Source organism: Pseudarthrobacter oxydans, from assembly GCF_030812335.1.
GTDB lineage: Bacteria > Actinomycetota > Actinomycetes > Actinomycetales > Micrococcaceae > Arthrobacter > Arthrobacter oxydans_B.
In genome coordinates, this window is sequence record NZ_JAUSSN010000009.1 from 104879 (window position 1) to 131275 (window position 26397).

Below are 26397 nucleotides of genomic sequence, written 5' to 3' on the forward strand. Positions count from 1 at the left end.
GGGCCAACGCCTCTGGTGCTCCGCCGCGCAGGGCGCCTACTGTCGTGGGATGACTGAAGCACTGTCGTCTCTCGCGGAGACGTTCAAAAACGTGGGTGTGTCCAGGGCGTACGGACCGGCGGTGACCGTGGACGGTGAAGAACTGATCCCGGTGGCCCTGGTGTCCTTCGGCTTCGGCGGCGGCGGGAACTCCGGGCCGGGCCCCGCCGGCGCAGCTGCCGGGGCCGGCGAAGGGCCCGCTGCCGGAGGCGGCGGAGGAGGCTTTGTGCTCCCGCTGGGCGTGTACTGCCGGGGAGGGGACGGGCAGGTGTCGTTCCGGCCCAACACCATCGCCGTCCTTGCCGGGCTGGTCCCGCTCGTGTGTGCCGTCGGCTACTCGGTCCGCGGCGTGCTGCGCACCCTCCGCCGCCGCTGACACCGCCGCGACCATCGTGGAACCCCGTGCACGGGCATGCCCGGGGTCACACTAACGTGCCCGGGAGTTCCTCCGCCCGCAGGGCTGGCAACTGGACGGACGGCCGGGGAGGGGGTACTGCACGGTCTTGAGTCCGAAGAGAATGAACATCGTGCCATCAGACCTTCTTGATGAGCGGGGCGGCTAGGTGGGCCGAGAGCCCGGACAGAAGGATGGTGATTCCCTCATCCAGCTCCGCGGCCCCGTCATAGTCGGCAAGCTCGGCAGCCAGGGCACGCAGCCTCGGGAACTCCTTCGGCGGAAGGCGGTGCAGGCCAAGACGCAGCAAGGCCTCGTTCTCGTCGGGGTCCACGATGAACTCCTGAAGTTCGTTGAGGATGTGGCCGTACAAAAAACCGTAGTAGGCCCGGTAAACGTGCAGGGCATTGGAGGCGGTGAACCCGGCGTCGATCAGCAGACCCAGAATTTGCTCCAGCGGCCGGAGCGTGCCCAGCGGACGGAGCCCCAGCGGGGTGGAGAGCGGTCGGGTGACCAGCAACGGCACCACATTGGGATGGCGGAGCGCGAGCAGCCGGAGGTCATGGGCGATGCGCCGCAGCTGTCCCTGCCAGTCCGGGTCGTCACCGAAGATGGCCAGCTCGTCCAGGACGAGCTCGGTGACGCCGTCCAGGAGCGCGGCGCGGTTGGCTGCGTAACGGTACAGCCCCATCGGGTCCCGGTGCAGGGCCTGCCCCAACCGGCGCATGGTCAACGCCTCAAGTCCCTCGTCGTCGACAAGTTTCAGCGCGGCGGCCAGAACGACTTCGCGGCTGAGGCGGTTTTTCCGGGCGCCACTGCCGGCTTCGTCGCCTGCGGTTTGCTGCGGGATTGTCATCGTGCGTGCCACTTCCTCAAGCTCCGGGCCAGGCGCCGCGACCGCGGCACCACTTGCCTAACTCGTAGTCTACGCCTAAAATCTACAATGTAGACATGCCGGGACGACGCCTGGCCCCGGCCTTCGGGCCCACCCTTCAGCGCCTTGTGCACGGCGCCGAAGGACACGCTGCTGTAGCCACACGGCGGCATTCACCGCACAGCACGGATGAGAGCCAACCATGGCCGCTTCACTGACTGCTTCTGCCCACATCGACCGCTTCCTTGCCGAGGCAACCACCGAAGGAACCGACGACGGCAACTCGCTGAGGAAAGACCAGCTCTATGGTCTGTACATCAGCTGGTGCCTGTTGCACAACGCCGCACCGCACCCGGTCGCGGAGTTCTGGGCTGCCCTGAAGGCCCACCGCGTCAAGCCCGGCCGCAGCCGGCTCCGGATGGCGGGACCGGCAGCCACCGATTACATCCTGGCGTCGTATCCGGCGCTGAACTGAGCGTGGCGGGGCCGCACCTGTCCCTCGGCGCGCCTGCCCGGCCAGGGGCCCTGCGCACGGCCCGGCGTGAAAGACTGTGGGCGTGAACAACCCAATGGACGTGCCGGTGGAGACGATGCGGGACGCTGACGTGCCGCAATGGTGGGGGCGGCTCGGGCTTCCGGGCCTGATCGATATCCATACGCACTTCCTTCCGGAGCGGATGCTGCGTCGGGTGTGGGCGCACTTCGACGAGGCGGGCCCGCTCATCGGCCGCCCCTGGCCCATTACCTACCGCACGGACGAGGCGACCAGGCTGGCCCGGCTGCGGCAGTTGGGGCTGCGCCATTTCACCGCACTGACCTACGCGCACCGCCCGGGCATGGCGGCCGAACTCACCGACTTTGCCCTCGAACTGGCCGCTGCAGAGCCCGACTGCGTCCCGAGCGCCACCTTCTTCCCCGAGGACGGTGTCCTGGATCAGGTGCGGTCGGCCTTGGAACGCGGCGCCCGGGTCTTCAAGATCCACGCCCAGGTGGGCGGATTCGATCTGCGCGAGCCGGTCCTCGACCCGGTCTGGGGGCTGCTCGCCGAGACGGGTGTTCCGGTCGTTGTGCACGTCGGCAGCGGCCCGGTTCCCCGTCCCGGCTTCACCGGCCCGGACAAGCTTGAGGGGGTCATGCGCCGCCATCCCCAGCTGACCGCCGTCGTCGCCCATCTGGGGGCCCCCGAGTATGGCGAGTTCCTGGACCTGGCCGAGACGTACCCCCGCATTCATCTGGACACCACCATGGTCTTCACGGACTTCTTCGAAGCCGCCGCACCCTTTCCGCCCGAGCTCCTGCCGCGGCTGGCCGCGATGCCGGAGCGGATTGTGCTCGGCAGCGACTTCCCGAACATCCCGTACGCCTACGCCCATCAGCTGGAGGCGCTGGAACGGCTCCGCGACAAGGAGCCCGGGCTCGACGACGACTGGCTGCGCACGGTCTGCTGGTTCAACGGCCAGCGCCTGCTGGGCGTCTGACCCTGCCTATTCCTTGTTCCTGGCCCGGCTGGGCTGCACCCGCATCGGCTCGCCCGGCATTTTCGGGAAATCCGGCGGGAAAGGAAGTTCCCCCAGCCCGTCCGAGACATCGCGCTCCCACCACTTCAGCAGAACCCCGATGGTCCCCGGCTTCGCGTGCATCTCCGCCCACGGGTCCCCGGTGGCCTTGAGCCGCTGCGGCACCGTGGTGATGGTGAAGTCCTTGGTGGTGACGTGCTCCAGCTCATCCCAGCCGATCGGGCAGGAAACGGTGGCACCGGGCAGGGCGCGCGGGCTGTAGGCCCCGGCCATGGTGCGGTCGCGGTTCGCCTGGTTGAAGTCGACGAAGATCCTGGTGCCCCGCTCTTCCTTCCACCAGGCCGTGGTGACCTTGTCCGGCATCCGCCGCTCCAGTTCCCGGGCGGCGGCGATCACGGCGTGCCGCACCTCGAGGAACTCATGGCTGGGTTCGATCGGGGCGAACACATGCAGTCCCCGATTGCCGGAGGTCTTGATGAAGGACTCCAGCCCGGCCTCGGACAGCACGGAGCGCAGTTCCAGCGCGGCAGGCACGGCGTCGTCGAATCCGGTGCCCGGCTGCGGGTCGAGGTCGATCCGTAGCTGGTCCGGATTGTCCGGGTTGCCGGCCCGCGAGGCCCAGGGATGGAACACCACCGTGTTCATCTGCACCGCCCAGACCGCGGCGGCAATCTCGTCGATCACGAGCTGCGGATGCGAGCGTCCGCTGGGATAGACGACCATCACCGAGCGCACAAAGTCCGGGGCGCCCCGCGGCGGATTCTTCGAGAAGAACTGCTCGCCCTCGATCGTGCCGCCGAACCGCTGGAGCGTCACGGGCCGGTTGCCGTTCGCCGCCAGGAAGGCGTCCCCGACGTCGACAATGTACCGGGCGAGGTCCAGTTTCGTGAGACCAACCTGCGGCCACAGGACCCTGCCGGGGCTGGAGATCCGCAGGTTCCGCTGTCCGCTGGGGCTGTCAACCGTGATGGTGGCTTCGTCCTTGGCCATGGGGACAAGGTACTCGAAGACCAGGGACAACTGAAGAGCCAGGGAGCGAGACCGCGTTTTGCGTCACCGTCGGCCAGACGCTGGCCGGCGGCGTTGGCCCCTTGATCCCCGTTCCCGTTCTTGTTGCACTGGTCTATGTGGCCCGCCCACGCGATTCCACCCCCGCCTTGCGCTAAACTTTCACCCCTCACACCCAGGAGACCCGAATGACCGCCGAAACTGCCACCGCTGAACAGCTGATCATCATCGGGTCCGGCCCCGCCGGCTACACCGCGGCGATCTACGCCGCCCGGGCCGGCCTGAAGCCCCTCGTCATCGCCGGGGCGGTCACCGCGGGCGGAGCCCTGATGAACACCACGGAGGTAGAAAACTTTCCCGGCTTCCCCGGCGGCATCCAGGGCCCCGAACTGATGGACGGCCTCCAGCAGCAGGCCGAGAAATTCGGCGCGCAGGTCGTGTTCGACGACGTTACCGAGGTCCGGCTCGCCGGCCACCTCAAGCGTGTGGTCACGGCGGCCGGGGAGACGCACGAGGCCCCCGCCGTCATCCTCGCCACGGGCTCCGCCTACAAGGAACTCGGCCTGCCGGAGGAGAAGAAATTCAGCGGGCACGGACTCTCCTGGTGCGCCACCTGCGACGGGTTCTTCTTCCGCGACCAGGACATCATTGTCGTCGGCGGCGGAGATTCGGCCATGGAGGAAGCCACTTTCCTGACCCGCTTCGGGAAGTCCGTCACCGTCGTGGTCCGCAAGGGCGAGCTCCGCGCCTCCCGGATCATGGCGCAGCGCGCCAAGGACAACCCCAAGATCAGCTTCGCCTGGAACTCGGCCGTCACCGCCATCCACGGGGACGCCAAGGTCACCGGCGTCACCCTGACGGACACCCGCACCGGCGAAACCCGCGAACTGCACGCCACCGGCATCTTCGTCGCGATTGGCCATGTCCCGCGCACCGAGTTGCTCACCGGCCAGGTGGACCTCGACGCCGAGGGCTACATCAAGGTGGGCTCCCCCACCACAGTCACCAACCTCTCCGGCGTCTTCGCGTGCGGCGACGCAGTGGACCATCGCTACCGCCAGGCCATCACGGCCGCCGGCACCGGCTGCGCGGCCGCCCTGGACGCCGAACGCTACCTCGCCGCCCTGGACGACGCGGACAGCATCGCCACTGCTCTCGTCGAGGAACCCACCCACGCCTGAGAACGGCAGGAAGCCGGCGGCGGACGCTCCGGGCTGACCCTCAGCGCCGGGAGGACTAGGGTGAATCATGGACACCTCGCCGGCGTGGAACCGCCCCATTTCGTCCCTCTATACCGACCACTACGAACTGACAATGCTGCAGGCGGCCCTCCACTCCGGGGCCGCGGAGCGACGGACCGTGTTCGAGGCGTTCGCACGCGGACTGCCGGAGGGGCGCCGGTACGGGATCGTGGCCGGCACCGGGCGGCTGCTGGAGGGACTCGCCGGTTTCCGTTTCGGCCCGGCGGAGCTGGAGTTCCTGGGCCGGACCGGTGTCGTCAATGCCGACACCCTGGCCAGGCTCGCGGACTTCCGGTTCTCCGGCGACATCTGGGGCTACCCCGAGGGCGAGGCCTACTTCCCTTACTCCCCCGTCCTGATCGTCGAATCCACCTTCGCCGAAGCGTGCATCCTGGAGACGTTCGTGCTGTCCGTCCTCAACCATGACAGTGCCATCGCCTCGGCGGCGTCCCGGATGGTCAGCGCGGCGGGCGGACGTCCCTGCATCGAAATGGGTTCGCGCCGGGCCCAGGAGGAGGCCGCCGCCGCGGCTGCCCGGGCGGCCGTCATCGCGGGCTTCGCCGCGACGTCGAACCTGGAGGCCGGCCGGCGCTTCGGCCTCCGGACGGTGGGCACGGCAGCGCATTCCTTCACCCTCCTGCACGACACCGAACGCGACGCGTTCCGGGCGCAGCTGGACTCGCTCGGCCCCGGGACCACACTGCTGGTGGACACCTATGACGTCGAAGCGGCCGTCCGGACCGCCGTCGACCTCGCCGGCGACAAGCTGGGGGCGGTGCGGCTCGATTCCGGGGACCTGCTGGCGCAGGCCCGGTGCGTCCGTGAGCTGCTGGACAGCCTGGGCAACGTGCACACGAAAATCGTCGTCACGTCCGATCTCGACGAATATTCCGTCGCGGCGCTCCAGGCCGCGCCGGCTGACTCGTACGGCATCGGCACGGCGCTGGTCACGGGTTCCGGCGCCCCCACCGCCGGCATGGTCTACAAGCTGGTCAGCCGCACCAACGACGCCGGGGAGTTCATCGCGGTCGCCAAGAGCTCCAAGAACAAAATCAACGTCGGCGGCCGCAAGCATGCGGTCCGCCGGCTCGACGGTTCCGGCACAGCCACTCATGAGGTCCTCGGGGTCGGCCACCCGCCGGCGGAGGAACCCCACGGCAGGCCATTGCTGCAGCAGTTCATCCGGGCCGGAGAGCTCCTTCCCGGATGGACCGGGCCGCAGGCCGTGGTGCGGGCCCGGGGCCGGCACGCCGACACCATGGCCGAACTGCCCGCCGTCGTGAACCGGCTCCAGCGGGGCGAACCGGCCATACCGACCATCTATGCGTGAGGGCGGCGCCTAGGCGTGAGCGCGGCGCCGTGCGCGGCGGTATCCTGCCGGCGGTTCCGCGGGACCGGCCGGGTGGCCGTTGCGGCGGTCCAGCTCATCGGTGACGAGCCGCAACAGCTTTCCGGCCGACTCCGAGAGATCCCTGCCCTTGTCCGGGGAGGCCAACTCGATGCATTGAAGCAGCGCCGAGCGGAGACGCACCAGCTGCGCGGAGGGCACCAGGGGCCAGCGGCGGAAAGAATCGAACATCAGTTCTGCGCCGTGGGCGTGGGCGAGCCGACCGTATCCGCCGGCCAGTTCCGGCCTCATGCTGCGTGCTTCCGGCCGGCGGTTCCGGCTCCGAGCAGACGGCTTCCCCGCCATCCCGAATCGCGGATCATCGCGATGGCGTCCGGGTCGGCGGCGGTGAGCTTCCCCAGGTCCACGACGGTGTGGAGACCGGAGCCAAATGAATCTGCGCGGCGGGCCACTGCGATAAGACTTGCGACGTTCCTGACGGTGAGCTGGCCCACCGGTGAAACGAGTGCTGATTCCGAACTGAGGTCGACAGCGACAGTGATGCCGAGTTTGCTAGTCATGTAAAAATTCCCCTGTGAAGCATGTACGGCCGACTGCATGACCACCTCTAGGATACCCGACACTCCGTGAGCCGCGTCACAATCACGTAACAGCCGACCGTGCTTCAGCTCCGTTTCTTGGTCCGGGCGGTCGCCGGCGCCGACCACGGATCCTCCGGCCAGGGGTGTCTGGGGTACCGGCCCCGCATCTCGGCACGGACCTGGGCATAGGGCCCGGACCAGAACGAGGCCAGGTCGTCCGTCACGGCCAGGGGCCGACGGGCCGGCGACAGCAGATGGAACAGTACCGGCACCCTGCCGCTGACAAGGCGCGGCGTTTGGTCCCAGCCGAAGCACTCCTGGAGCTTGACGGCGACCACCGGGCGGGCGCCGTCGTCGCCGACGTCGGGGTAGTCGATTTTGACCCAGGAACCGCTCGGCACCTCCAGCCGTTCCGGGACCAGTTCCCCGAGCCGGGCGGCGTCGGGCCAGGGCAGCAGGCGCCGCAGGGGATCGGTCAGGTCAATCCCGCTTGTGGCAGCGCCGCCGGCTAGTGCCTCCAGTTCCGGTGCGAGCCACTCACCGAGGCGGGCCAGCAATGCCGGCTCGGACACATCCGGCCACGGATCCCCGAGTTCCCGGTGCAGCAGGGCAAGCCGGCGGCGCAGGGCGTCGGCCGCCGTCGACCATCCAAGCGTTCCCAGCCCTTCCTTTTCCAGCGCCCGGGCGACCGCCGCACGGCCTTCCGCGGCGGAGGGACGCACCGGCGTGGAGGAAAGGACGATCGCGCCCAGCCGGCGCACCTTCCGGGCCGTGACCCGGCCCTGGCTGAACCCGGCCTCCACTGTGTCGCTCAGGAGGTGCCGGGCGGCGGCCTCGGCCGTGTCCGCCGTCAGCGGTGCTGCCGAACGGATGACAGCTCCCGTGCCGGCCGCGTCGCGCCCCTGGGCCCGGGAGACTTCGGCGACGGCAAGCCAATCGTGCCCGGACAGGGAGCTTCCGGCCGGGAGCCCGGCGCGGGTCCCGGAGCTGAGCAGGTAGCGTTCCGGGCCTTCTCCGGGGACCCGGCGCGCCACGCGGTCCGGGAAGGCGAGGGCGACGACGAACCCGACAGCCTCCCGGGGGGTGACCGCGGGCGTGATGGGTGGGGACACGACGCCGGAGCGCTCCTGGCGTGCGATGGATTCCATCCGCCGGACGTCGTCCGCCCAGCGCCGGGACGCCGGATCCTTGCCCGTGCGCAGGCCCGCCAGGAGGCGCGGGAGATCGGCGCCGGGGGCACGCTGATCCCCGGCTACCAGCGCGACGGCTTCCGCGGCGGTGCGGTTTCCCACGGCGGCCGCCCCGTCCAGCAGGGCCCGGGCCAGCCGGGGATCGGCGGGGACCCTGGCCAGCGTCTTGCCGAGATCCGTGGCCAGGCCGTCCGGTGCCACCGCGCCGAGTTCCCGCAGCACCTCCACGGCGTCATCCATCGCGGACTGCGGCGGGGCGTCCGGCAGTGACAGTCCGCGGCCGCCGGGCGAGCCCCAGCACGCCAGGACCAGGGCGGCGCCGGTGAGGTCCGCGACGGCGATCTCCGGCGTCGGGTGGGCCGGGGCGGCGCCGTAAGTTTTTTGGTCGTAGCAGCGGACCACCCGTCCCGGTCCCTGACGGGCTGCCCGCCCCGCGCGCTGCTCGGCCGATGCACGGGAGCAGGACACGTTCACCAGCCCGGACATGCCGCGGCCCGCGTCCCGCCGCGGCTCCCGGGAGAGCCCGGAGTCGATGACCAGCCGGACGCCCGGAACTGTCAGAGAGGACTCGGCGAGCGACGTCGACACGATGATCCGCGGGCTGCCGCCGGGTTCCCGTCCGGACACGGCGCGGTCCTGCTCTGCCGGGCCGATCTGACCGTGCAGCTCCAGGACCTCCGCGCTCGTGCGGCTGCGCAGCCGGGCCGCGACGTAGGACACTTCCCACGCCCCCGGGACAAACACGAGGGCGTCAATGTCCAGGCCCGATGCGAGCGCTTCAGCATGCGACGCGGCGGCCGTGTCTGCCACATGGTCCAGGAAGGCCCGGGTCACTCCGCGCTCATCCAGCCGCGGCACCGCGGCCGGTACCCAGTCCACCGCCAAGGGGTGCAGGGCAGACGGGCAGTCGACGACGGGCGCCGGGCGGCCGGCGCTGTGGTCCGTCGCCTCGTGGTCCTCCGCGTCGCCGCCCGCGCCGATGAGGGCGGCGAAGCGCGGCGCGTCCAAGGTCGCGGACATGGCGACGAGTGCGAGGTCGCCCCGGAGCTGGCGGACCTCGGTGAGCATGCCCAGCAGCAGGTCCGTTTCGAGGCCGCGTTCGTGGACTTCATCGAGGATGACGGCGCTGGCGGTTTCCAGTCCCGGATCCGCGAGCAGGCGGTTCAGCAGGATGCCCGGGGTGACAAATTCGATCAGCATGCCCGGTCCGGCCTGGCGTTCGCCGCGGACCGTGTACCCGACCCGCTCCCCCAGCCGGCTGCCGTCCAGCGCAGCGAGCCGCCGGCCTGCCGAGCGTGCGGCGACCCGGCGCGGTTGGGTGACAATGATGCGCGCGCCGGCCCCGTGCCCCTGCTGCCACCCTAAGGAGAGGTTGGCCAGCAGCGGCGGCACCAGCGTTGTCTTGCCCGTGCCCGGCGGCGCCTGCACCACGGCGGTCGCGCCCGGGCCTACGGCCTGCAAGGCCTCGGCCAGATCGCCAAGCGAGGGCCCGAAGGCCAGGCCGGACCCGATGACCTCCAGCCTGAACGGCGCGCGAGCAGGGGTCAGCGGAACAGCCGGAGTAGTCACACCTCTATTGTCCCTACAAAGCCGGCACGCCATGTTCCGCCCAGACACGGATGCGGCGTCCTCGGTCGTTTCGTCGCGGAACGCTGCCTCGCTTCGAAACCGGGACTTTTGGCTCATGCGGTCCCCCGTCCCCGGGACCTAGGCTGGCCCATGACCGACTCCGAGATGCTCGAGGTGGAGCGAAAATACGACGCCGGCGAGGATGACGAACTGCCGGCCCTGGAGTCGTTGCCGGGAGTGGACCGGGTGGGGCCACCCGAGGACGAGGCCCTCGACGCCGTCTACTTCGACACCGCCGGACTGGCACTGGCGTCCCGCGGAATCACCCTCCGCCGGCGGACCGGTGGACATGACGACGGATGGCACTTGAAACTCCCGGTGGCGGTGGGGGAACGCCAGGAATTCACGGTGCAGTTCGGCAAGAACCCGGAGTCGGTGCCCCGGCGGCTGCGCCGGCTTGTGCAGGTCCATACGAGGGACCAGGACCTGGTTCCGGTAGCGAGGCTGAATACCCGGCGCACCACGCAGCGCCTCTTCGCGTCCGATGGAACCGCCCTGGCCGACTTCAGCGATGACCGGGTGGAAGCCCGGACCGTCTTGGAGCCACAGACACACTCCACGTGGCGGGAGTGGGAAATCGAACTCATCGACGGCCCCAAGCGGCTGCTTAAGGGCGCCGACGCCCTAGTCGCCGAGGCCGGCCTCCACAGGTCGGCGGTGCCCTCCAAACTCGCCCGCGGCTTGGGCGAACAGTATCCCGCGGTCAGTGAACCCGCACCAGGGCCGGAACCCGAGGGACCGGCATCGGCCGTGCTCCTTTCCTACCTGGCCCAGCAGGTCGAGGCACTCAAGAAGCATGACCCCGGAGTCAGGGAGAACGCGCCGGACGCCGTCCATCAGCTCCGGGTGGCCGCCCGCCGGATGCGATCCGCACTGGCTACCTTCCGGAACCTTGCCGACCGTAATGTCACCGGATCACTTCGCGCAGATCTTCAATGGCTTGCCGGCACCGTGGGTGAGGCCCGGGACAACGAGGTGATGGAGGCCCGGCTGCTGGAGTTGGTCGGCGCAGAGCCGCCGGACCTATTGCTCGGTCCGGTGGCGCGGCAGATCAAGGAACATTTCGATGCCGCGGCCCACGATGCCCGGGCGAAGGGCCTGACGGCGCTGAAGAGTGCCCGCTACTTCCGGCTGCTCGATTCCCTCGATGCCTTCCTGGCGGAGCCGCCGCTCACCGAGACTGCCGGGAAGGAAGCCCTGGAGACGGTGGGCCGCCTCGTGTCGAAGCAGCGCAAACGCTTGAAAAAGGAGGTCCGTGCGCTCGACGTCGATTCCGATAGATCAGACGCGGAAGCCGCGCTCCATGAAGTCCGGAAGAGCGCCAAGCGACTGCGCTATGCGGCGGAAGCGGCCGCCCCGATTTTCGGGAAACGGGCCACGACGCTTGCACGTGCCGCCGAAGAGATCCAGGAGAGCCTGGGCGACCACCATGACAGCGTCGTCACCCGGGAGCTGTTGCGCGAATTGGCCGCCAGCCACCGCGGGAAAAGTGGGTTCACCTACGGGCGGCTGCATGCCCTGGAACAAGCGGCCGGTGAGGAATCCCGCGAACGGTTCTTCCGCACGTGGAGCTCGTCTCCGCCCCCGCCTCTCCGCTGGAAATAGGCGGCCGACTGGTTCCGGCGTCAGCGACCCTGCTGTGGAATGACCAGCACGGGTCTGTGTTGCCGACCGGCCAGCTCCCCTTCGACCGATCCCTCCAGCATCCGTTCCACGGCATGGAGCCGTCCGGGACGTTGTCCCCCAACGATCAGCAGCGAGGCATCCGTGCTTGCCGCCAGCCGCCCAAGAGCCTGGGCCACGGCACCGTTCAGCACCCGGAAGGACCACTCCTCGCCCGGCGGGCCCAGAACGGCCTGAAGCACGTCACGAACCTGGCCGGACGGAAAGTCCGTCTCAGTGTTGACGGCCGGATCCAGGGATGCGCTTGTCCTCGAGACCGCGGGTTCCCACTCCGTGAGGTAACTGGCCGGATCCACGTAGGCGCAAATGAGGTGTGCGCCCAGCCTTGCAGCCAGGCTCGCCCCCGCGCGGATCAAGGATTCGGACGGTTCCCATGCCACTCCGAGCACCACCGGGCCGGGCCGCCATTCCCTGTCGGCCGCGGCAGGCCGATCATGGCCCGTGGAGTCCATTAGCGGGGGCCCGAACCGCGTGCTGCCAGCACGTCCATAATCGACAGGATAGCCATTGCCCAGGATCAAGCCCAGCATTTTGCCCGAAAGGCTGGCCGCCACACTGCGGGCGCAGCCCGGTCGTCCCTATTCGGTGGCCGAAGACCGGGGTTCGCGGCACACCAGGCGCCGGCGGGTGATAGCTTCTGTCCATGGTTCATGGGGGAAATGTTCCGAAGCGCAGGGCTGTCATTGCGGCGGGGATAGGTTCCGCGGCGCTGGCCGCCTATTCGATCGCCGGTGCCTTCCAGACCCTGGTTTGGAATCCGCTGGCCGCGGTCCCGGGCGCAACCCTTGGCGAGATATACGCAGCCCTCGACGACGCCGATGAGTCCCTGGGCGCTCCCCGGGTAATCGCCTGGAGTGTTGTCGGCGTCGCCTTGGCTGCCGTTGCCCTGATAGCAGCAATCCTCGCGAAGGCTCCACGTGCGAGCTGCGTGATCGCCGGCTATCTCGCTTTGATCGTCCTCGCGGCGCCGTCCCATTGGTTCGTCGCGTTTACCGGAGGCATGGGCATTGCCGATGCCTTCGCCACGTCAGGCGGCGATCATGCCCCCTGGGGCGGGCTGCTCTACACAGCCAGCGGTCTCGCTTTGCTGGCTCTGGTTGGCATGGCCGTCCAGGGGAAGTGGCTCCGAAGTGCCTGAAGCCATGGCCGTCGCCCGGGTGTGTCTGGTGGTGCTGGCTGCTGCTGTTTCCGGTTGCGCGGGTTCCTCCTCCGGAGACGGGGAGCCGCTCTGCTTCCCGCCGGGATTTTCCGTGGCACCGTCGAGCGCGAAACCGGGCGACACCGTGACCGTGAAGGCTCCGGACGCCGACTGCAAATCGCGCTACGGGGCCAATGCCCGCCTGGAATGACCGGGCCGCTCCGGATGGAGGTTATCTGACCACGCGTTGATTCCCGCGGCGAACCGGGTCAGCGGCCAACCAGCGGGCGTCTGCGCCACGCGAGGATCAGCAGCGCCAGGCCGATCGGCACGAGGGCAACAGAGGCGTAGAAAATCGTCCGTTCGGCCATGGTGGGTGCAACGACCTGGCTGAACAGTCCGGGGCCCAGGGCAGGATCCACATCCAGGCCCAGGTCCTCAAGGCGCATGTAGCGTGAAAATGAAACGACACGCAAGGCAAAGGCTACGGCCAGCCCCACGGCGATCAGGACTAGTCCCAGCATGAACGCGGTTTGGCTGCGGTTGAACAACGTTCCCCCAAGACTTGTTGGCCTCCCTGGCACATGAAGCCTACCCGTCACCGCTGGCACATGGCTCGTGCCGGCGGCGGCGTGAGCGGGCGGCTCAGCTGTTCTGCAGGTCCGAGTGGTGCTCGGCGACGACGTTCGGGTGGGCCCGGAGCCGGTAGCGCAGGGCATTATCCCCGTAGGTTTCAAGGATGGGACTGTTCGTCGGATCGACGGACACTCCGCGGGCCTTGGCCTGGAACTCCGGACTGACCGCGAGCTGCGGCATCGTGGCGTCCAGCGCCGGGTTGAAGAAGAACGGGAGCGATATGCGGTCGGTACCGCGCAGCGGCGAGATCACCCGGTGCAGGGTCGCTTTGAGGTACCCGTTGGTTGCCAGTTCGAGCATCTCGCCGATGTTGACCACGAACGTCCCCGGCACCTGGGGGGCGTCGATCCACTGCCCCTGGTACTCGACCTGCAGCCCTCCCTTTCCGGGCTCCACGAGCAGCAGGGTCAGGACGCCGCCGTCGCGGTGCGAGCCCACGCCCTGCTTGGGCTCGGGGTCGGACTCCCCCGGGTACCGCACAATTTTCAGCAGGGGAAAGGCCCGTGCCGCGAATGCCTCGTCGAAAGTGTCTTCGGGCGCCCCGAGGGACACGGCCAGGGCACGCAGGAGGGTCAGCGAAATGTCACTCAGCCGCTCGGTCCACTCCTGGACAATGCCCCGCATTTCGGGGAGGGCGTCCGGCCACAGGTTGGGACCCTCGAGCCGCCAGTAGTCGGCGACGCCGGGCCTCTGCTCCACCACCGCGCGCTCGACGCCGATATCGATCTGCTCCCGCCAGTCGACGGCGCCGTCGGTGAGCTCGCCGCCGACCCGGGTGTAACCCCGGAACTGCGGGCTGTTGACGTTCTCGACCGCGAGCTTCTGCTCGTCGGTCAGCTCGAAGAAGCGCCGGGAGACGTCAATGACGGAATCCGTCAGCTCCTGCGGGATCCCGTGTCCGGCCAGATAGAGGAAACCGACCTCATGCATGGCGTTGCGCAGGTCATCGCGGAACCGCGAAGCCTCCTCCGGGCCAGCGCTCAATCGGGAAAGGTCCAGGACGGGCAATGATTCGAGGGGCACCTTATTAGTCCTTTTCAATGAACTTGGCAAGCTGGGGGCTGTACTTTCTTCAATGTTACGGAGTTGTGGCTGGCGCGGGGCATTAGCATGTCGAATTAAGACTTTCGGGCCGCTGAACTGGCCGGCATGCGCAGGACCACGTTGCCCCTTTTGCGCCCTGCGTCGACGAAGCGGTGCGCGGCGACGACGTCGGCAAGGTCGTAGCTGCGGTCCCTGACCGTCCGGTAGTGCCCGTGTTCCGCTAGGCGGACGAGGAACGCCAGATCCTCGGGCGTGTACGTGACGCTGCCTGCGGTGACCAGTTTTCCGCTCGCCCGGCTCCGCCAGGGGGCCAGCAGTATCGCTTCGAGGTCGGCGACGACGAGCAGCAGCGCCCCGCCGGGGTTGATCAATGCCGCGGCCCGCTCAAAGGGGAGATTGCCGACACAGTCCATCACGACGTCGTAGGTCCCGCCCTCCGTAGTGACGTCGACGGCGGCGTAGTCGAGCACCCGGTCCGCGCCCAGGGACGCCACCAAATCCGGGTTGGTGCCGCTGCTCACGCCCGTGACATGTGCCCCCAACTGCTTCGCGAGCTGTACTGCCGCCGTTCCCACCGCGCCGGAGGCTCCGTTGACCAGGACCCTCCCGCCCGGCTTGATGCCTGCGCGGCTGAGGAAGACCCGTGCGGTGAGGCCGCCGAAGACAAGCGTCACGGCGTCCTCGAACGTCATGTTGCGGGGTTTGGCCGTGATGGCGCCGTCCGCGGGGACACAGGCATATTCGGCGTGCCCGCCAAAGCTGGCGCCGAGCATCGCGATCACCGCGTCCCCCGGCTGGAACTTTGTGACAGCCGCACCTACGGCCTCGACGACGCCGGCGACGTCCATGCCCAGCACGCGGCGTCGCGGCCGGAAGATGCCCAGCACAGGCGCTGCCAGCACCCCCAGCCCGCGGGGAACATCGCGGCCGCGCGCGCGGTGGTCGGCGGCGCTCACCGTGCTCGCGTGCACCTTGATCAACACCTCGTTCCTGCCGGGCAACGGCGTGGCCGCCTCCTCGATCCGCACAGCCTCCGGAGGGCCGAACCGCCGGTACACGGCGGCCTTCATCGCGCCACCCCCGCAGCGGTCCGGATGGAGCGGCCGGCGGGACCGGGAGCGCGGGCGGAGCGTTGGGCGCGTCGATGGATAACATACTCGGCCACAGCCAGGTTGATCACCCAGGCCGCCGTCATCAGCAGCGCCCGGGTCAGCTCATCGGGCGTTCCGAAGAGCAGTAGCCAGGTCAGAATCACCAGCGCCTGGGTTCCCGCAGCGACCCCGATCGCATAGCCACGCGTCATCCATGCGCCGTGCCGGACAAAGTCCCGGTTCTTCAGCGCGACCACCCCAAGGCTGATGCTGACCAGCATTGCCGAGCCGAAGAGCAGCCGAACCGGGACGTCGGTGTCGCCATCCGGGAGGGGGTAGAAGGCCGACATCCACAGTCCGGAGAGGGCGGCGAAAAGGCCGGCCGGAATGAGGATGCCCCCGGCGATGCGGTGCCAGCCGCGCCTGCCCCGCAGCGCGGGAACGAACTGGAACGCCCCGAGCAGGCTGTAGATGGTGACACTGACAATATGGACCACGACGGGGACCGGGGAGGCAAAGAACCTTGCATTCTGCGGCGTGACGGCCGCTCCCCCGGCCAGCTCCGTCATCCGCGACGCCCCGGCGATCACCGGAATGAGGCTCAGGAGGATCAGGGCGGCGGGCACGGCCCACGCGGTTCCGCGACGTGGCCGGGGCGGCTGGTGGGCTCGAGGGTGCTGCTGGGTTTTGCTGTCATGGCCTGGTCCTCAACTCAGGTAGTGTACGGCGTACACCTCACTGGTCCAACGGTAGGTGTACGGCGTACACTTGTCAAGAGGATGCCGCTAGGGAAAGGTTGTCGGGATGACCCAGCAGCTCGAGGCCACGGCCCGCACGCCCCTGAACCGGGAACGCGTGCTGCAGACCGCCGTCTCACTCGCTGATGCCGTGGGCTTCGAATCGCTCAGCATGCGCCGGCTCGCCGAAGAGCTCGGGGTGGTGCCGATGGCGATCTATAAGCACGTCGCCAACAAGGACGAGCTGCTCGACGGGATGGTCGCGACCCTCATCGGCGAGATCGATCCCCCGGCGCCGGGACAGGACTGGAAGAGCGCCGTACGCTTGCGGGTGCTTTCGGCGAGACGGGCGCTGCAGCGGCACCCGTGGGCCCGCCAGGCCATCGAGTCGCGGACCAACAAGACACCTGCCGTCCTTGACTACATGGACTCCTTCACCGGCATGTTCCTGGCTGGCGGCTTCTCCGCCGACCTCACCCACCACGTGATGCATGCCATCGGGGGCCGCATGTGGGGCTTCACCCAGGAGCTGTTCGACGCCCCGGCGGGCCCGACGGCGGCGTCCCCGGCAGAGATTCCAGCGGAAGCCCGGGCCGCCATGCTCGAGCAGATGGCGGCCCGCTATCCGAACATCGTCGCGATCGCCACGTCGGTGGACCACGACGAAGGTTCGGTGGTCGGGCACGGCTGCGACGACCAGTTCGAGTTCGAATTCGCCCTCGACCTCCTCCTCGACGGTTTCGAGCGGCTGCACGAGCAGGGCTGGTCATCGACGCAGGCGAAGCTGGACCGCACGTAGGCGGCCGTCCAGTCCCAGACTGCCCTTGCCGGGTGGGGGACTTCGGAGGAGGATATGCGCACACTCCAGGAGGCCTTCCATGACCAAGCTTGGCAAGTTTGAAAAGTACCTGATCGAGGAATTCTTCGACGATTACCGCGCAGGCACCCTGAGCCAGCGGACGTTCACCCGCCGGGTGGCTTTCATTACCGGGAGCATGGCCGCAGCCTCGGCGGCGATGCTGCTGGTGGGTTGCACACCGGAGGAAGTCCCGCGCAGCACCGACCCCATGCCCACCCCGAGCCCCTCGCCGTCGGGCACGGGAACCGGCACCGCGTCCCTCGGCCCGGTGCCGGGGGCCAAGAGCCCGCTCTCGGTTCCCGAGGGAGCGCCTGGTCTCGTGACAGAGACCGTGCAGTTTCCTGCCGATGGGACAGCGGTCAGTGCCTACCTGGCCCGGCCGGAGGCGGGGGCAGCCGGACCTGCCGTCCTGATCTGCCACGAAAACCGCGGGCTGACCCCGCACATCGAGGACGTGGCACGCCGTTTCGCCAAGGCCGGCTACGCCGCCCTTGCGCTGGACCTGCTCAGCAGGGAAGGCGGCACCGCGCGGATGGACCGCGACGCCGTCCCGGGAGCCCTGACAGCGGCCGGTGCCCAGCGCCATGTCGCCGATTTCGCAGCGGCTTTTGACTACCTTCAGACGAAGGACTTCGTCGAAGAGGGGCGGATCGCCATGACCGGATACTGCTTCGGCGGGGGCATCACCTGGCAGGCGGCGACGGAGCTTCCCGGGCTGAAGGCCACTGCGGCGTTTTACGGGCCGTCCCCCGACCTGGCGAAAGTCCCGGCCATCAAACCGGCGGTTTTCGGCGTCTACGCCGAACTCGATCAGCGGATCACCGGCGCACTCCCGGCGCTGAGGGATGCCCTGGCCGCCACGGACGTCCGCCACCAGCTCACCGTCTATCCCGGCGTCGACCACGCCTTCCACAATGACACCGGGCCGCGCTACGTCGAAGCACAGGCCACCGCCGCCTGGAATGACACGCTGGCCTGGTTCACCAAATACGTATGAGCCGTTGTTGCACAGCTTTTACCCAGGGTTTACCTGCCTTGTCTTGTGGGTCCCGAGGGCCTGCAACAGACTTGTGATCACCAGATGAACCGATCTTTGGTGATCGGTCGACGAGAGCACCGGGACTAGGACGCAGTGATGCGTTCCGGCCTGATCCACGGTAGTGACGCCGCGGGGCAGGCTTTTCCCGAACCGGGAGGATGGCCATGGCCGGCACATTTGAACTGTTTCTTGACGCGGAGTCGAAGTTCCGATTCCGGCTCAAGGCACCGGACGGAACCGTGATGGCCGTGTCCGCCGCGTTCGAAGACAAATCCGCAGCTGTGGCCGGCATCGCCGCCGTGCGGGAGTGCGCCGGGATGGGGCTGATCAGCGACCTGTCCTCCGAGGCAGCCCCGCGGGGCCGGGTCCAGGACTCGGCGTCTACCGTCGGCGCCCCGCAGGCCCGCCACGACTGGCATAAACGGGCCGACGCCTTCCACACCCGCGCCAAGACCATCCGACGGGCAGCATCATCGCCCAGATGGACGGGCGCAGCGTAGGCCGACCGGAAATGACGCGGTCACGGGGCCCGCAGTGTGGGCTACGGGCGCATGCCGTCCCCGTACCATCGCTGGACCCGCAGCGCGCGCAGGGTGTTCCAGCGGCTGGGCCGCCCGTCCCCCTCCTCAAGCTCAAAGTGGACCTGCCCGGGATGCGTGTTTTCCAGCAGCCACGTGCCGTCTGGCTGCCTCTTGGACCGGAGCAGCTCGATTGCCTCGGCCAGGCGCGGGTCGGGCGGACCACCGGCGGACCGGAAATATTCCAGGGCACGGAGCACGTCGTAATGCCAGCGGGTCGGATAGGAGAACTGCAGCCACGCCGGGTCAATGACCTCGCCGGTACTTTTGCGGCGGAACAGCCGTCGTTCGAGGAGGTACTGCTCGCCCCGCCGCCGTGCCTCGATGGATTCAGCGGAACCGCCCGTTGACTGCTCGTGCGCCAGCAGGCCCTCCAGCACGTTGATCGTTGTCGCAGCCGAGGACACAACGGCGCCGTACTCCGCCCAACAGTTCCACCCGCCGTCGTCGAGCTGGTCGTTGACAAGACGGGCCACCACGCCGTCGACGTCCTGGCCGAAGTAGGCGCCGAGCCCAACGGCCATGCCGTTGATGCAGGGCTCGACCTCGCCGGTGAAATAGGGCTGTCCGCCCTCCTCCCAGCGGCAGTTGTCCCGCACGAGAGCCACGGTCCGGCGCATCTGTTCACTGCGCGGGTCGACGCCAAAGTCGCGCAGCTGCAGGAGGCTGTACGTGGTGGCGGTCCAGGGCTGGACCTCTTCGCCGGCCCCGTCGGGCCCGCCGGAATCCTCCGGGCCGTCCGCCGCGTCGGCCCCATCGGAGGGCCCGACGTCGGGGTCGCTGCCCTGCGCGGGAAAATAGGCTCCTCCGGCCCATTGGCCGTCCTCGCCGCGCAGAGCCAGCAACCGGGCGCCCCATCCGTCGGTAACCACCCGTGCGCGCTCCGCGGCCACGACGTCGGCAGGCGCGCCGGCAAGGTCCTGCAGCGCCTGCCATCGAATGGAAGGATCAGAATCCAGCAGCCAGTCCAGTACCGTCATGGGCCGATTGTAAGTGCTGCCGTGGTTCCGTCACAGAGTGCGCCTAGGGCGACGGCGGCCTGAGCCACCTTAGCTCCACACGGAAACGCCCGGCCGGGATACCCGGCCGGGCGTGTCGCGTTTCACACCCGGTGCGCGATGTCCGATGGCATGATCAAGATTTCGGGGCGCTCCTAGCCCTCACAGTCCACGCAGTAGGCGTGGCCGTTCTTTTCCCGGGCGATTTGGGACCGGTGCCGGACCAGGAAACAGGAATAGCAGACGAATTCATCCTCCGCCTGCGGGATGACCTGGACAATAAGCTCTTCGGCGACGAATTCTCCGCCGGGGACGATTGAGTCGTCCAGCGAATCCGTCTCGTCCAGCTCGCGTGCCACGCTGCGGGCGTCCGGAGCGTTCGCAGATTGCAGTGCCTCGAGGGACCTGTCCTGCGATTCCTTGACGTCGGAACGTACTTCATCGTAATCGGTTGCCACTGCCGTGATTCTCTCTTCGTCGGATTGCGTGTCGGATAGCTGTTCAACAGACGGAACCACTCGGGTATTCCCCGCACGACAATCTCAATACTTTACACCCCGAAACCTGCTGCGGTGAACGGTTTCGCGACGCCGGCAGCATTTAGTTTGTACATTCGTTCGATTTACGGCTATATTCTGGTGAGTTTCTTTGGGGGGAAATTATGAACAAAGCGCAGCGGCGCGCCCACGTGGAGGTGCCTTGCCGGGAGTGCGGTTCGCGGGTCATACCGATCTGGAAAGACGAGCGCACTGCGGATTCGAGCCAGCCCGACTGGCGGGTGAGTGCCCGGCAGTGCAGCCGCCGGGGCTGCGTCCTGGATGACAGTCTGAACTGGCGGGAATCGTGAGTCGCTGCCGACCCGCAGGCTCCCTGCCATGATGGTGGCGTGACTATCGCAAAATCGGTGCTGCTGTTCGTGCTCGCCGCCGCAGCGGAAATCGGCGGCGCCTGGCTGGTCTGGCAGTCGGTCCGCGAAGGCAAGGACTGGTGGTGGGCCGGGCTGGGTGTCCTCGCACTGGGCGCATACGGCTTCGTGGCGACCCTCCAGCCCGACGCTCACTTTGGACGCATCCTCGCAGCCTATGGAGGCGTATTTGTGGCCGGATCGCTCGCGTGGGGCATGCTGTTCGATGGCTTCCGGCCCGACCGCTGGGACATTATCGGCTCCGTGGTCTGCCTGTTCGGCGTGGCCGTCATCATGTTCGCGCCACGAAGCGCCGGCTAGCGATCCGTGTCGAAGACGCCCTGTGGCATCCGCCGCCTCAATCGAACCCGCCGCCCACCGCGACCAGGAAAGCTATCCGCAAGTGATGACTCAAACCCCGACAAAACCATTCCCGCCCTCGAGTGACAGGGCGAAGCAAATCCGTCTGGTCCTCTGGATCCTGCTGGCGGCCATCGTCGCGGGCGGACTCGTCTGGTACGCGGCCCTGACGACCAGCGGGCCCGCACCAGAAGTGCCGCAGCCGGCGGCCAATGCGCAACTGGTCCGCGGCGACAGCCACCGTCTCACCTCCCCGGCTGTCGAAAAGGCCCAGTTGGTTGAGTTCCTGGATTTCGAATGCGAATCCTGCCGCGCCGCCCATCCGCTCGTCGAGGAACTCAAGAGGGAATACGGTGACCGGATCACGTTCGTGAACCGCTACTTCCCCCTCCCCGGACACCGCAACTCCGGGACGGCCGCCCTGGCAGTGGAGGCCTCCGCACAGCAAGGCAAATATGAGCAGATGGCAGCAAAGCTCTTCGAAACCCAACCCCAGTGGGGCGGAAAGCAGGAATCCCAGGCCGCCCTGTTCCGCGGCTATGCGCAGGAACTGGGACTGGACCTGGCCAGATACGACGCGGCCGTGGCAGACGAGGGCGCCAGGGAGCGGATCCGGCAGGACGTCGAGGACGGCACGGCCCTAGGGGTCACCGGCACACCCACCTTCTTCCTCAATGGCAAGAAACTGGTCCTGAACACCGAAGCGGACTTCCGGCAGCTGCTCACCGACGCTGCCCGATAGGCGCGGCGCCTCGATGCCTTGGCCCGGGCCGCTCCGCGCTATTGGAGGGACGCCGTCAGACGGGCCAGATTGTCGAACACTTTTTGGGCTACGGGCCGCCGGACCCAGTCTTCGAGGTGGAGTTCCAGACTGTTTAACCGGTACCCGTCTTCAATCCTGCGGATTGCGTCCACAAAGCCGCGCCCGTGCGCCAGAACCGACACCTCCATGTTGAGGCTGAATGATCGGAGATCCATGTTGCTGGAACCAATTACGGCAACCTCCTCGTCGATCGTGAAGTGCTTGGAATGCAGCACGTTGGGGGCACGGTAGAGGTAGATCCTGACGCCGGCCCGGAGCAGCGCCTCGTAGTAAGAACGCTGTGCGTGGTAGACCATGCTCTGGTCGCCGACCTCGGAAACGAAGAGCTCGACGCTGAGTCCTCGGGCGGCGGCCGTGACGATGGCCATCAGGATGGACTCGTCCGGTACGAAGTACGGACTGGTGATGCTGACACGGCGCTCCGCTTTATGGATGAGCGCGGCGTAGAGCTTGAGATTGTTGTCGTTGTCGAAGCTGGGGCCGCTGGGCAACACCTGCGCGTCGATCAGCGCGGACCCTGGGCCGGGGACTCGGGACGGCGAATCCAGCGGCAGCAGCACCCCCGTCTCGCTGTACCAGTCTGTCGCGAAGACCGCATCCAGCTCGCGGACAACGGGTCCTTCGAGGCGCACCATCAGCTCGTGCCACCGAAGTCCGCGCTTGAGATTTCCTTTCTTGTCGTAGCTGGCGTCGATGACGTTCTGCGATCCGGTGAATCCGACGCGACCATCGACGACGAGGATCTTGCGGTGGTTGCGCAGGTCCGGCCGCTGCCACTGGCCATGGAACGGCCGCAGCGGCAGCATGGGGTGATATTCCGCCCCGGCGTCCCGAAGGTACTTTATGGTTTCCTTCCGGCCTGGGAACATGACGCCCGCCAGATGATCAGAGAGCACTCTCACCGCGACGCCCCGCTCCCGGGCCCGGGCGAGCGCCTGGAAGAACGGTTCCGTGGTCGGATCGAGGACAAGAATGTAGAACTCCACGTGCACGTAGCCCTCGGCCGTCTCGATCTCCGCGATCATGGCATCGAAAGTGCCGTCGTAGTCAGGAAGAAGCTCGGCGCTGTTGTCTTTGACCATGGGCAGCGCCCCCAGGTTGCTGTTCAATGCCACCATCGAATGCAGCCACTCGGGCCAGTCAGCGCCTCTGCTGACCAGGGGACTCCCCTCCGTGCGTGCCAGGACGAGGTCATTGACCTCCCGCTGTTTGTCGCGGCGGGGCCTGGGCAGCTTGGAGTATCCAACAAAGAGGTACGCGACTGCACCGAGCAGCGGTATGAAGATAATGGCAAGCACCCAGGCAATAGCCGACGACGGGCGACGGTTCATTGATACGAGGACAGTTGCCACGGCCACCAGGAAGATATGGGCCGCCAGCGCGAGCAAAGCGATGGTTTCGGGGTCGTTAAGAAAGTCGCGCACTCACCTCAGGCCCTTCTGCCGGGTATAACGACGGTCCCCCGGATTCGTGGGACCTCAAGCACGCCGTCAGACCAGCACCCTGCTCTTGATCCTCGCGAACTCTTCCGGGCTGATGGTTCCGGCGTCCAGCAGGGCCTTCGCTTTGGAAATCTCGTCGGCGGGGCTCGCGGCGGAGACCCTGCGGATGTAGGAATCAGCTTCTTCCTGGTCCCGCCGGGAGCGTTCGATCGACCGCTCGGCCATGCCCTCGCCGCGGGCGGCCAGATAGACCAGTAGGGTCACGAAGGGCAGGAAGCACAGGAAGAAGATCCAGACCGCCTTCCACCATCCGCTCAGCTTGTGGTCGCGGAAGAGATCGCCGATGATGGCAAAGACTCCAAACAGGTAGGCAACGAACACGCAGGCGGTGAAAAACCACCAGAAGATATCCCAAAAGTTCTCCCAGAAACTCATTTGGCTGCCCTGCTCTCAAATATTGCGGCGTAACACGTCAATGCCGACGTGACTTCGATGTGAGGCCGGTACGACAAGTGTTGGCCCGTTGCCGGTGCTGGCCATCACCCCCGGCGGGTGACATTCCGTGCCGGCACTCCGGACCGCAGGGCTTAGACGATCCCGCGTTCCGCCGCCGTTTTGAGGGCATCGCGCCGTCCCGCCGCACCGAGTTTGCGGTAGATGGACCGTTCGTGAGTCTTGACAGTGTTCACCGAGATGAACAGGGCCTCGGCGATCTCGGCCGCAGTCATGACCGAGCGCATGTAGGCCAGGACCTCGCGTTCCCTGTCGGTGAGGGTCCAGTATGACCGTGTCCGGAGGTGCGGGTGACCTTGCGCGTGGTGTGCCATCCGTGCCGCGATAAAGGACTCATGGGTGGTGCCCCACACGGCGTGCCGAATCAATAGCTCTGCGATGTCATCTCGCCGCTCGGTGAAGGGGCGAAGGACGGACTGGGGCTCCGCGCGATAGACAGCATGTTCTATCCGCTCGTGAGTCCTGGCCTCATCCCGGTTCCCGTGGGCCAGGAGCGCCTCGGTCAGGCTCATGCTGGTATCGAGGTAGCGGTTGCGGTGTTGACTTGTCAGTTCCCCGGCACAGCGCTGGGCGGCGCTGATTTCGCCACCGCGACGCAGGAGTTCTGCCAGCAGTGTGTCCACCAGAGGCGCATGCCCGCCGGCACCCATTGGCTCGACGATAGCCAGCGCGGCGTCCAGGTCGCCTTTGGCTTCAGCGAGCTTCGCCGTGGCAATGGTGTGGAAATCATTCCACGAAACACCATAGAGCCCCCGGTTGTGGACGGACTCCAGGGCAGCGCTGGAGTCGGCAAGATGCGATTCGTCGCCGGAGGCACAGTCAACCAGAACCTGGTAGACGACGCCGAGCGCCCCGAGCGCGGACAGCTTGTCCCCGAGTCGCAGAGCCTTGACGAGATGAGCCCGCGCACCCTTCAGCTCGTCCCGCCAGTAGTGCGCGATGCCGCGCGCCAGCCAGGCAGCGGCCATTCGGTTCTGCGAACTCCAGCCGCGGGCATCCGCCTTCTCCAGTGCTTGCGTCGCGAGCTCGTCAGCAGTCACGAGATCGCCGGCGACGGCGTACGCCAAAGCCATTTCCGCTTCGGCGACTGTCTCCGCCTGCTCCGATTGCAGACCGCCGCCGTCGGCCACGACCGATTCGAGCAATAAGGTTGCCTGGTGTCCGGCGCGGTGCAGCCTGAACTCGGCCTTGGCCAGCAGGAACATGCCGGTGGAAGGGGTGCCGGGGTGTCCTTCCGCCGGGAATTCGGGGAGCGCCCGTGCGTCGTCGGCCGGGAGGCGCAAGTCCAACCGACCGGCGGCGGTCGCTGGCACGGGCTCGAAGAGGCCACGGCAGCTGTCGAGCATTCCCCGCCGCGCGGCATCCAGGTCAGCGGTGCGCGCCATGGCACGTTGACTGAGTTCCGAGGCCCCTCCGCTGTCGCCGTCGAGTTCCCGGCAGACGGACCTGATCATCAGCATCTCGGCGTCTGTGTTCCACGGTGCCGGGAGGTCACGACACAATTGCTCAAGGGCGGGTGCGCCGTTCCGCAGCAGGAACTCCAGCCAGTGCCCTCCGACGGACACGACAGCCTGGCGGGGCGCCTGGCCCTGCAGCGCTTGGTTCACGCATTCGGAGACGTCCGTGTCCTGGTAGTACCGCGCCGCGATGCGGTGAAGACGTTCGGCAAGAAGCGGGTCCCTCCGTTCCAGTATCCGCCGGCATTGTGCTGCGAACAGGGAGTGCCACCGGTACATGGATTCACCGTCGCGGTATTCGTACTCCTCGATGAACAGACCGTTGCGGAGGCAGGACTCAAGGAGCAGGCCGCCGTCAGGCTGGCCATGAAGTTCGACGGCGAGCCGGCGGCCCAGCCAGTCGCACGTTGTGGCTCGCAGGACGAAGTCCGCCAGCGGTTGGTCAAGCTGATCCAGTATTTCCTCGGCGATGTAGTCGGAAAGCGGCAGGTTCTCGGGCGGAGTATTGGTGGTCCTGCCCGGCACATGACGGCCCTGCGCCAGTGCGGTGAGGCTTGCGTGGACGGCGACCGGCCATCCGGCCGTCAACCTCCAGAGAGGTTCAGCGTCAAACGACGCGTCCTGTCCCAGCGCATAGGCAACCTGGGCAACTTCGTCCTGCGTTAAGGCGAGCTCAGAAGAACCGAGTTGGCCGAGACCTTCCCCAAATCTGTGCCGTTCCAACTGGATGGAGGGATGACCCCGACCGGAGAGGACCAGCCGCAGAGTCGGCGGGGCTGAAGCGACGAGCACTCCGACGATCCCGCTGGAAAGTTCCGGCCCGGCCAGATGGACATCGTCGATGACCAGCGCAATCGGCTCCGTCAGTTGTTCAAGGGCGCCGAGCAGGAGGTCATAGGACGCAGCACGGTCGTCGGCGAGACTCTGATCCAGGGCCAGCAGCGCGTTGTTGCCGGGCATAGGGAGTTGGCTGGCGGCTGCCTGGATGGCCCCGACCACCCCCTGGAAAAGCCGTGCTGGTTGGGCATCGAACCGGTCGAGCGACAGCCAGGCGCAGGGCAGATCGCAGTTGCGGGCCCAGTCGCCCAGGAAGGTTGTCTTCCCGTAGCCGGCCGGGGCCGCCACGACGGTCAGTCGGTGGGCATCGGCGGCTGCGGTCAAAGCGCCGTCCAGCCGCGGCCGCTCCAACGCCCCAAGACCGCGCAGGGGTGGCCGGGTCTTGGAATGCGGACCCGGCACAGATGCAGACACTCGGCTCTCTCCCACGTCTTTCA

The 26397-nt window shown here is 67.6% G+C and carries 28 protein-coding genes; 13 read left to right on the forward strand and 15 right to left on the reverse strand.

The window, feature by feature from the left end; all coding sequences use genetic code 11:
* Window positions 1-49 precede the first annotated feature (49 nt).
* Window positions 50-415, forward strand: a complete 366-nt coding sequence (locus J2W14_RS15500; protein ID WP_307464130.1) for a hypothetical protein — start codon at window positions 50-52, stop codon at window positions 413-415.
* A gap of 157 nt (window positions 416-572) precedes the next feature.
* Here J2W14_RS15500 and J2W14_RS15505 read toward each other — a convergent pair whose 3' ends face one another.
* On the reverse strand, window positions 573-1289 hold the full coding sequence (locus J2W14_RS15505; protein ID WP_307464132.1) for a TetR/AcrR family transcriptional regulator C-terminal domain-containing protein: 717 nt from the start codon (window positions 1287-1289) through the stop codon (window positions 573-575).
* A gap of 220 nt (window positions 1290-1509) precedes the next feature.
* On the opposite strand from J2W14_RS15505, the gene J2W14_RS15510 reads away from it, so the two are divergent.
* Both J2W14_RS15510 and J2W14_RS15515 read left to right on the forward strand, forming a co-directional pair.
* The gene (locus J2W14_RS15510; protein ID WP_307464134.1) at window positions 1510-1782 is read left to right on the forward strand and encodes a hypothetical protein; all 273 of its coding nucleotides are present in this window, start codon (window positions 1510-1512) and stop codon (window positions 1780-1782) included.
* An 82-nt stretch (window positions 1783-1864) separates the two neighbouring features.
* Entirely contained in the window at window positions 1865-2785 is a 921-nt protein-coding gene (locus J2W14_RS15515; protein WP_307464136.1) for an amidohydrolase family protein, read from the forward strand.
* Window positions 2786-2791: 6 nt separating this feature from the next.
* On the opposite strand, the gene ligD is transcribed toward J2W14_RS15515, so the two are convergent.
* Window positions 2792-3814 carry a non-homologous end-joining DNA ligase gene (ligD, locus tag J2W14_RS15520; RefSeq protein ID WP_307464139.1) on the reverse strand — a complete coding sequence of 341 codons (1023 nt, stop codon included), beginning with the start codon at window positions 3812-3814 and terminating at the stop codon, window positions 2792-2794.
* A gap of 206 nt (window positions 3815-4020) precedes the next feature.
* Here ligD and trxB point away from each other — a divergent pair, with 206 nt between their 5' ends.
* A complete protein-coding gene (gene trxB, locus J2W14_RS15525; protein WP_307464141.1) occupies window positions 4021-5013 on the forward strand; it encodes a thioredoxin-disulfide reductase in 993 nt (330 codons plus the stop codon).
* Between the two features lie 67 nt (window positions 5014-5080).
* A complete protein-coding gene (locus J2W14_RS15530; protein ID WP_307464142.1) occupies window positions 5081-6403 on the forward strand; it encodes a nicotinate phosphoribosyltransferase in 1323 nt (440 codons plus the stop codon).
* Window positions 6404-6412: 9 nt separating this feature from the next.
* Here the strand turns inward: J2W14_RS15530 and J2W14_RS15535 are convergent, their stop codons facing one another.
* From J2W14_RS15535 to hrpB, 3 genes are all read right to left on the reverse strand, one after another.
* On the reverse strand, window positions 6413-6712 hold the full coding sequence (locus tag J2W14_RS15535) for a hypothetical protein (RefSeq protein WP_307464144.1): 300 nt from the start codon (window positions 6710-6712) through the stop codon (window positions 6413-6415).
* Window positions 6709-6981, reverse strand: a complete 273-nt coding sequence (locus J2W14_RS15540; protein WP_307464146.1) for a hypothetical protein — start codon at window positions 6979-6981, stop codon at window positions 6709-6711. The genes J2W14_RS15535 and J2W14_RS15540 overlap by 4 nt, the downstream gene beginning before the upstream one ends.
* A gap of 104 nt (window positions 6982-7085) precedes the next feature.
* Complete coding sequence (gene hrpB / locus J2W14_RS15545) at window positions 7086-9761, reverse strand: ATP-dependent helicase HrpB (protein ID WP_307464149.1); 2676 nt, start codon at window positions 9759-9761, stop codon at window positions 7086-7088.
* A 150-nt stretch (window positions 9762-9911) separates the two neighbouring features.
* On the opposite strand from hrpB, the gene J2W14_RS15550 reads away from it, so the two are divergent.
* Complete coding sequence (locus J2W14_RS15550; RefSeq protein ID WP_307464150.1) at window positions 9912-11426, forward strand: CYTH and CHAD domain-containing protein; 1515 nt, start codon at window positions 9912-9914, stop codon at window positions 11424-11426.
* 20 nt (window positions 11427-11446) lie between these two features.
* Here J2W14_RS15550 and J2W14_RS15555 read toward each other — a convergent pair whose 3' ends face one another.
* Complete coding sequence (locus J2W14_RS15555; RefSeq protein WP_307464152.1) at window positions 11447-11884, reverse strand: universal stress protein; 438 nt, start codon at window positions 11882-11884, stop codon at window positions 11447-11449.
* Window positions 11885-12147: 263 nt separating this feature from the next.
* Between J2W14_RS15555 and J2W14_RS15560 the strand changes: the two genes are divergently transcribed.
* Both J2W14_RS15560 and J2W14_RS15565 read left to right on the forward strand, forming a co-directional pair.
* On the forward strand, window positions 12148-12642 hold the full coding sequence (locus J2W14_RS15560; protein WP_307464154.1) for a hypothetical protein: 495 nt from the start codon (window positions 12148-12150) through the stop codon (window positions 12640-12642).
* On the forward strand, window positions 12635-12853 hold the full coding sequence (locus tag J2W14_RS15565) for a hypothetical protein (RefSeq protein ID WP_307464155.1): 219 nt from the start codon (window positions 12635-12637) through the stop codon (window positions 12851-12853). The genes J2W14_RS15560 and J2W14_RS15565 overlap by 8 nt, the downstream gene beginning before the upstream one ends.
* A gap of 58 nt (window positions 12854-12911) precedes the next feature.
* Here the strand turns inward: J2W14_RS15565 and J2W14_RS15570 are convergent, their stop codons facing one another.
* From J2W14_RS15570 to J2W14_RS15585, 4 genes are all read right to left on the reverse strand, one after another.
* The gene (locus tag J2W14_RS15570) at window positions 12912-13166 is read right to left on the reverse strand and encodes a hypothetical protein (protein ID WP_307464157.1); all 255 of its coding nucleotides are present in this window, start codon (window positions 13164-13166) and stop codon (window positions 12912-12914) included.
* Window positions 13167-13287: 121 nt separating this feature from the next.
* Window positions 13288-14301: an isopenicillin N synthase family dioxygenase gene (locus tag J2W14_RS15575; protein ID WP_307464159.1), complete on the reverse strand. Its 1014-nt coding sequence runs from the start codon at window positions 14299-14301 to the stop codon at window positions 13288-13290.
* A 95-nt stretch (window positions 14302-14396) separates the two neighbouring features.
* A complete protein-coding gene (locus J2W14_RS15580; protein WP_307464161.1) occupies window positions 14397-15392 on the reverse strand; it encodes an NAD(P)-dependent alcohol dehydrogenase in 996 nt (331 codons plus the stop codon).
* Window positions 15389-16039 (reverse strand): DUF2306 domain-containing protein, encoded by a 651-nt coding sequence (locus J2W14_RS15585; protein WP_307464162.1) that lies wholly within the window; start codon window positions 16037-16039, stop codon window positions 15389-15391. The genes J2W14_RS15580 and J2W14_RS15585 overlap by 4 nt, the downstream gene beginning before the upstream one ends.
* 178 nt (window positions 16040-16217) lie before the next feature.
* Here J2W14_RS15585 and J2W14_RS15590 point away from each other — a divergent pair, with 178 nt between their 5' ends.
* The 3 genes from J2W14_RS15590 to J2W14_RS15600 all read left to right on the forward strand — a co-directional run bounded on the left by J2W14_RS15590 (window position 16218) and on the right by J2W14_RS15600 (window position 18548).
* On the forward strand, window positions 16218-16949 hold the full coding sequence (locus tag J2W14_RS15590) for a TetR/AcrR family transcriptional regulator (RefSeq protein ID WP_307464163.1): 732 nt from the start codon (window positions 16218-16220) through the stop codon (window positions 16947-16949).
* Between the two features lie 79 nt (window positions 16950-17028).
* Window positions 17029-18006 (forward strand): dienelactone hydrolase family protein, encoded by a 978-nt coding sequence (locus J2W14_RS15595; protein ID WP_307464166.1) that lies wholly within the window; start codon window positions 17029-17031, stop codon window positions 18004-18006.
* Between the two features lie 206 nt (window positions 18007-18212).
* Window positions 18213-18548 (forward strand): YegP family protein, encoded by a 336-nt coding sequence (locus J2W14_RS15600; protein WP_307464168.1) that lies wholly within the window; start codon window positions 18213-18215, stop codon window positions 18546-18548.
* Between the two features lie 41 nt (window positions 18549-18589).
* Here J2W14_RS15600 and J2W14_RS15605 read toward each other — a convergent pair whose 3' ends face one another.
* Both J2W14_RS15605 and J2W14_RS15610 read right to left on the reverse strand, forming a co-directional pair.
* Window positions 18590-19606, reverse strand: coding sequence for a hypothetical protein (locus tag J2W14_RS15605; RefSeq protein ID WP_307464170.1), 1017 nt, complete (start codon window positions 19604-19606; stop codon window positions 18590-18592).
* Window positions 19607-19779: 173 nt separating this feature from the next.
* Window positions 19780-20082, reverse strand: a complete 303-nt coding sequence (locus J2W14_RS15610; RefSeq protein ID WP_307464172.1) for a DUF4193 domain-containing protein — start codon at window positions 20080-20082, stop codon at window positions 19780-19782.
* Window positions 20083-20510: 428 nt separating this feature from the next.
* Between J2W14_RS15610 and J2W14_RS15615 the strand changes: the two genes are divergently transcribed.
* Both J2W14_RS15615 and J2W14_RS15620 read left to right on the forward strand, forming a co-directional pair.
* Window positions 20511-20849 (forward strand): YnfA family protein, encoded by a 339-nt coding sequence (locus J2W14_RS15615; RefSeq protein ID WP_307464174.1) that lies wholly within the window; start codon window positions 20511-20513, stop codon window positions 20847-20849.
* Between the two features lie 85 nt (window positions 20850-20934).
* Window positions 20935-21630 (forward strand): DsbA family protein, encoded by a 696-nt coding sequence (locus tag J2W14_RS15620; RefSeq protein WP_307464175.1) that lies wholly within the window; start codon window positions 20935-20937, stop codon window positions 21628-21630.
* Between the two features lie 38 nt (window positions 21631-21668).
* Here the strand turns inward: J2W14_RS15620 and cls are convergent, their stop codons facing one another.
* The 3 genes from cls to J2W14_RS15635 all read right to left on the reverse strand — a co-directional run bounded on the left by cls (window position 21669) and on the right by J2W14_RS15635 (window position 26284).
* Window positions 21669-23135 (reverse strand): cardiolipin synthase, encoded by a 1467-nt coding sequence (gene cls, locus J2W14_RS15625; protein WP_307464177.1) that lies wholly within the window; start codon window positions 23133-23135, stop codon window positions 21669-21671.
* A 66-nt stretch (window positions 23136-23201) separates the two neighbouring features.
* Window positions 23202-23588 carry an SHOCT domain-containing protein gene (locus J2W14_RS15630; RefSeq protein WP_307464179.1) on the reverse strand — a complete coding sequence of 129 codons (387 nt, stop codon included), beginning with the start codon at window positions 23586-23588 and terminating at the stop codon, window positions 23202-23204.
* Between the two features lie 152 nt (window positions 23589-23740).
* Window positions 23741-26284, reverse strand: coding sequence for a helix-turn-helix transcriptional regulator (locus J2W14_RS15635; RefSeq protein ID WP_307464181.1), 2544 nt, complete (start codon window positions 26282-26284; stop codon window positions 23741-23743).
* Window positions 26285-26397 lie beyond the last annotated feature (113 nt).

What these genes read in the sequence shown, in the direction of transcription:
- J2W14_RS15580 (WP_307464161.1), bottom strand. Translation starts at nt 15,392, where the DNA reads ATGAAGGCCGCCGTGTACCGGCGGTTCGGCCCTCCGGAGGCTGTGCGG.
- J2W14_RS15540 (WP_307464146.1), bottom strand. Translation starts at nt 6,981, where the DNA reads ATGACTAGCAAACTCGGCATCACTGTCGCTGTCGACCTCAGTTCGGAA.
- J2W14_RS15535 (WP_307464144.1), bottom strand. Translation starts at nt 6,712, where the DNA reads ATGAGGCCGGAACTGGCCGGCGGATACGGTCGGCTCGCCCACGCCCAC.
- J2W14_RS15560 (WP_307464154.1), top strand. Translation starts at nt 12,148, where the DNA reads ATGGTTCATGGGGGAAATGTTCCGAAGCGCAGGGCTGTCATTGCGGCG.
- J2W14_RS15530 (WP_307464142.1), top strand. Translation starts at nt 5,081, where the DNA reads ATGGACACCTCGCCGGCGTGGAACCGCCCCATTTCGTCCCTCTATACC.
- trxB (WP_307464141.1), top strand. Translation starts at nt 4,021, where the DNA reads ATGACCGCCGAAACTGCCACCGCTGAACAGCTGATCATCATCGGGTCC.
- J2W14_RS15595 (WP_307464166.1), top strand. Translation starts at nt 17,029, where the DNA reads ATGACCAAGCTTGGCAAGTTTGAAAAGTACCTGATCGAGGAATTCTTC.
- J2W14_RS15570 (WP_307464157.1), bottom strand. Translation starts at nt 13,166, where the DNA reads ATGCTGGGACTAGTCCTGATCGCCGTGGGGCTGGCCGTAGCCTTTGCC.
- J2W14_RS15605 (WP_307464170.1), bottom strand. Translation starts at nt 19,606, where the DNA reads ATGACGGTACTGGACTGGCTGCTGGATTCTGATCCTTCCATTCGATGG.
- J2W14_RS15630 (WP_307464179.1), bottom strand. Translation starts at nt 23,588, where the DNA reads ATGAGTTTCTGGGAGAACTTTTGGGATATCTTCTGGTGGTTTTTCACC.
- J2W14_RS15550 (WP_307464150.1), top strand. Translation starts at nt 9,912, where the DNA reads ATGACCGACTCCGAGATGCTCGAGGTGGAGCGAAAATACGACGCCGGC.
- J2W14_RS15600 (WP_307464168.1), top strand. Translation starts at nt 18,213, where the DNA reads ATGGCCGGCACATTTGAACTGTTTCTTGACGCGGAGTCGAAGTTCCGA.
- ligD (WP_307464139.1), bottom strand. Translation starts at nt 3,814, where the DNA reads ATGGCCAAGGACGAAGCCACCATCACGGTTGACAGCCCCAGCGGACAG.
- J2W14_RS15510 (WP_307464134.1), top strand. Translation starts at nt 1,510, where the DNA reads ATGGCCGCTTCACTGACTGCTTCTGCCCACATCGACCGCTTCCTTGCC.
- J2W14_RS15620 (WP_307464175.1), top strand. Translation starts at nt 20,935, where the DNA reads ATGACTCAAACCCCGACAAAACCATTCCCGCCCTCGAGTGACAGGGCG.
- J2W14_RS15505 (WP_307464132.1), bottom strand. Translation starts at nt 1,289, where the DNA reads ATGACAATCCCGCAGCAAACCGCAGGCGACGAAGCCGGCAGTGGCGCC.
- J2W14_RS15590 (WP_307464163.1), top strand. Translation starts at nt 16,218, where the DNA reads ATGACCCAGCAGCTCGAGGCCACGGCCCGCACGCCCCTGAACCGGGAA.
- J2W14_RS15500 (WP_307464130.1), top strand. Translation starts at nt 50, where the DNA reads ATGACTGAAGCACTGTCGTCTCTCGCGGAGACGTTCAAAAACGTGGGT.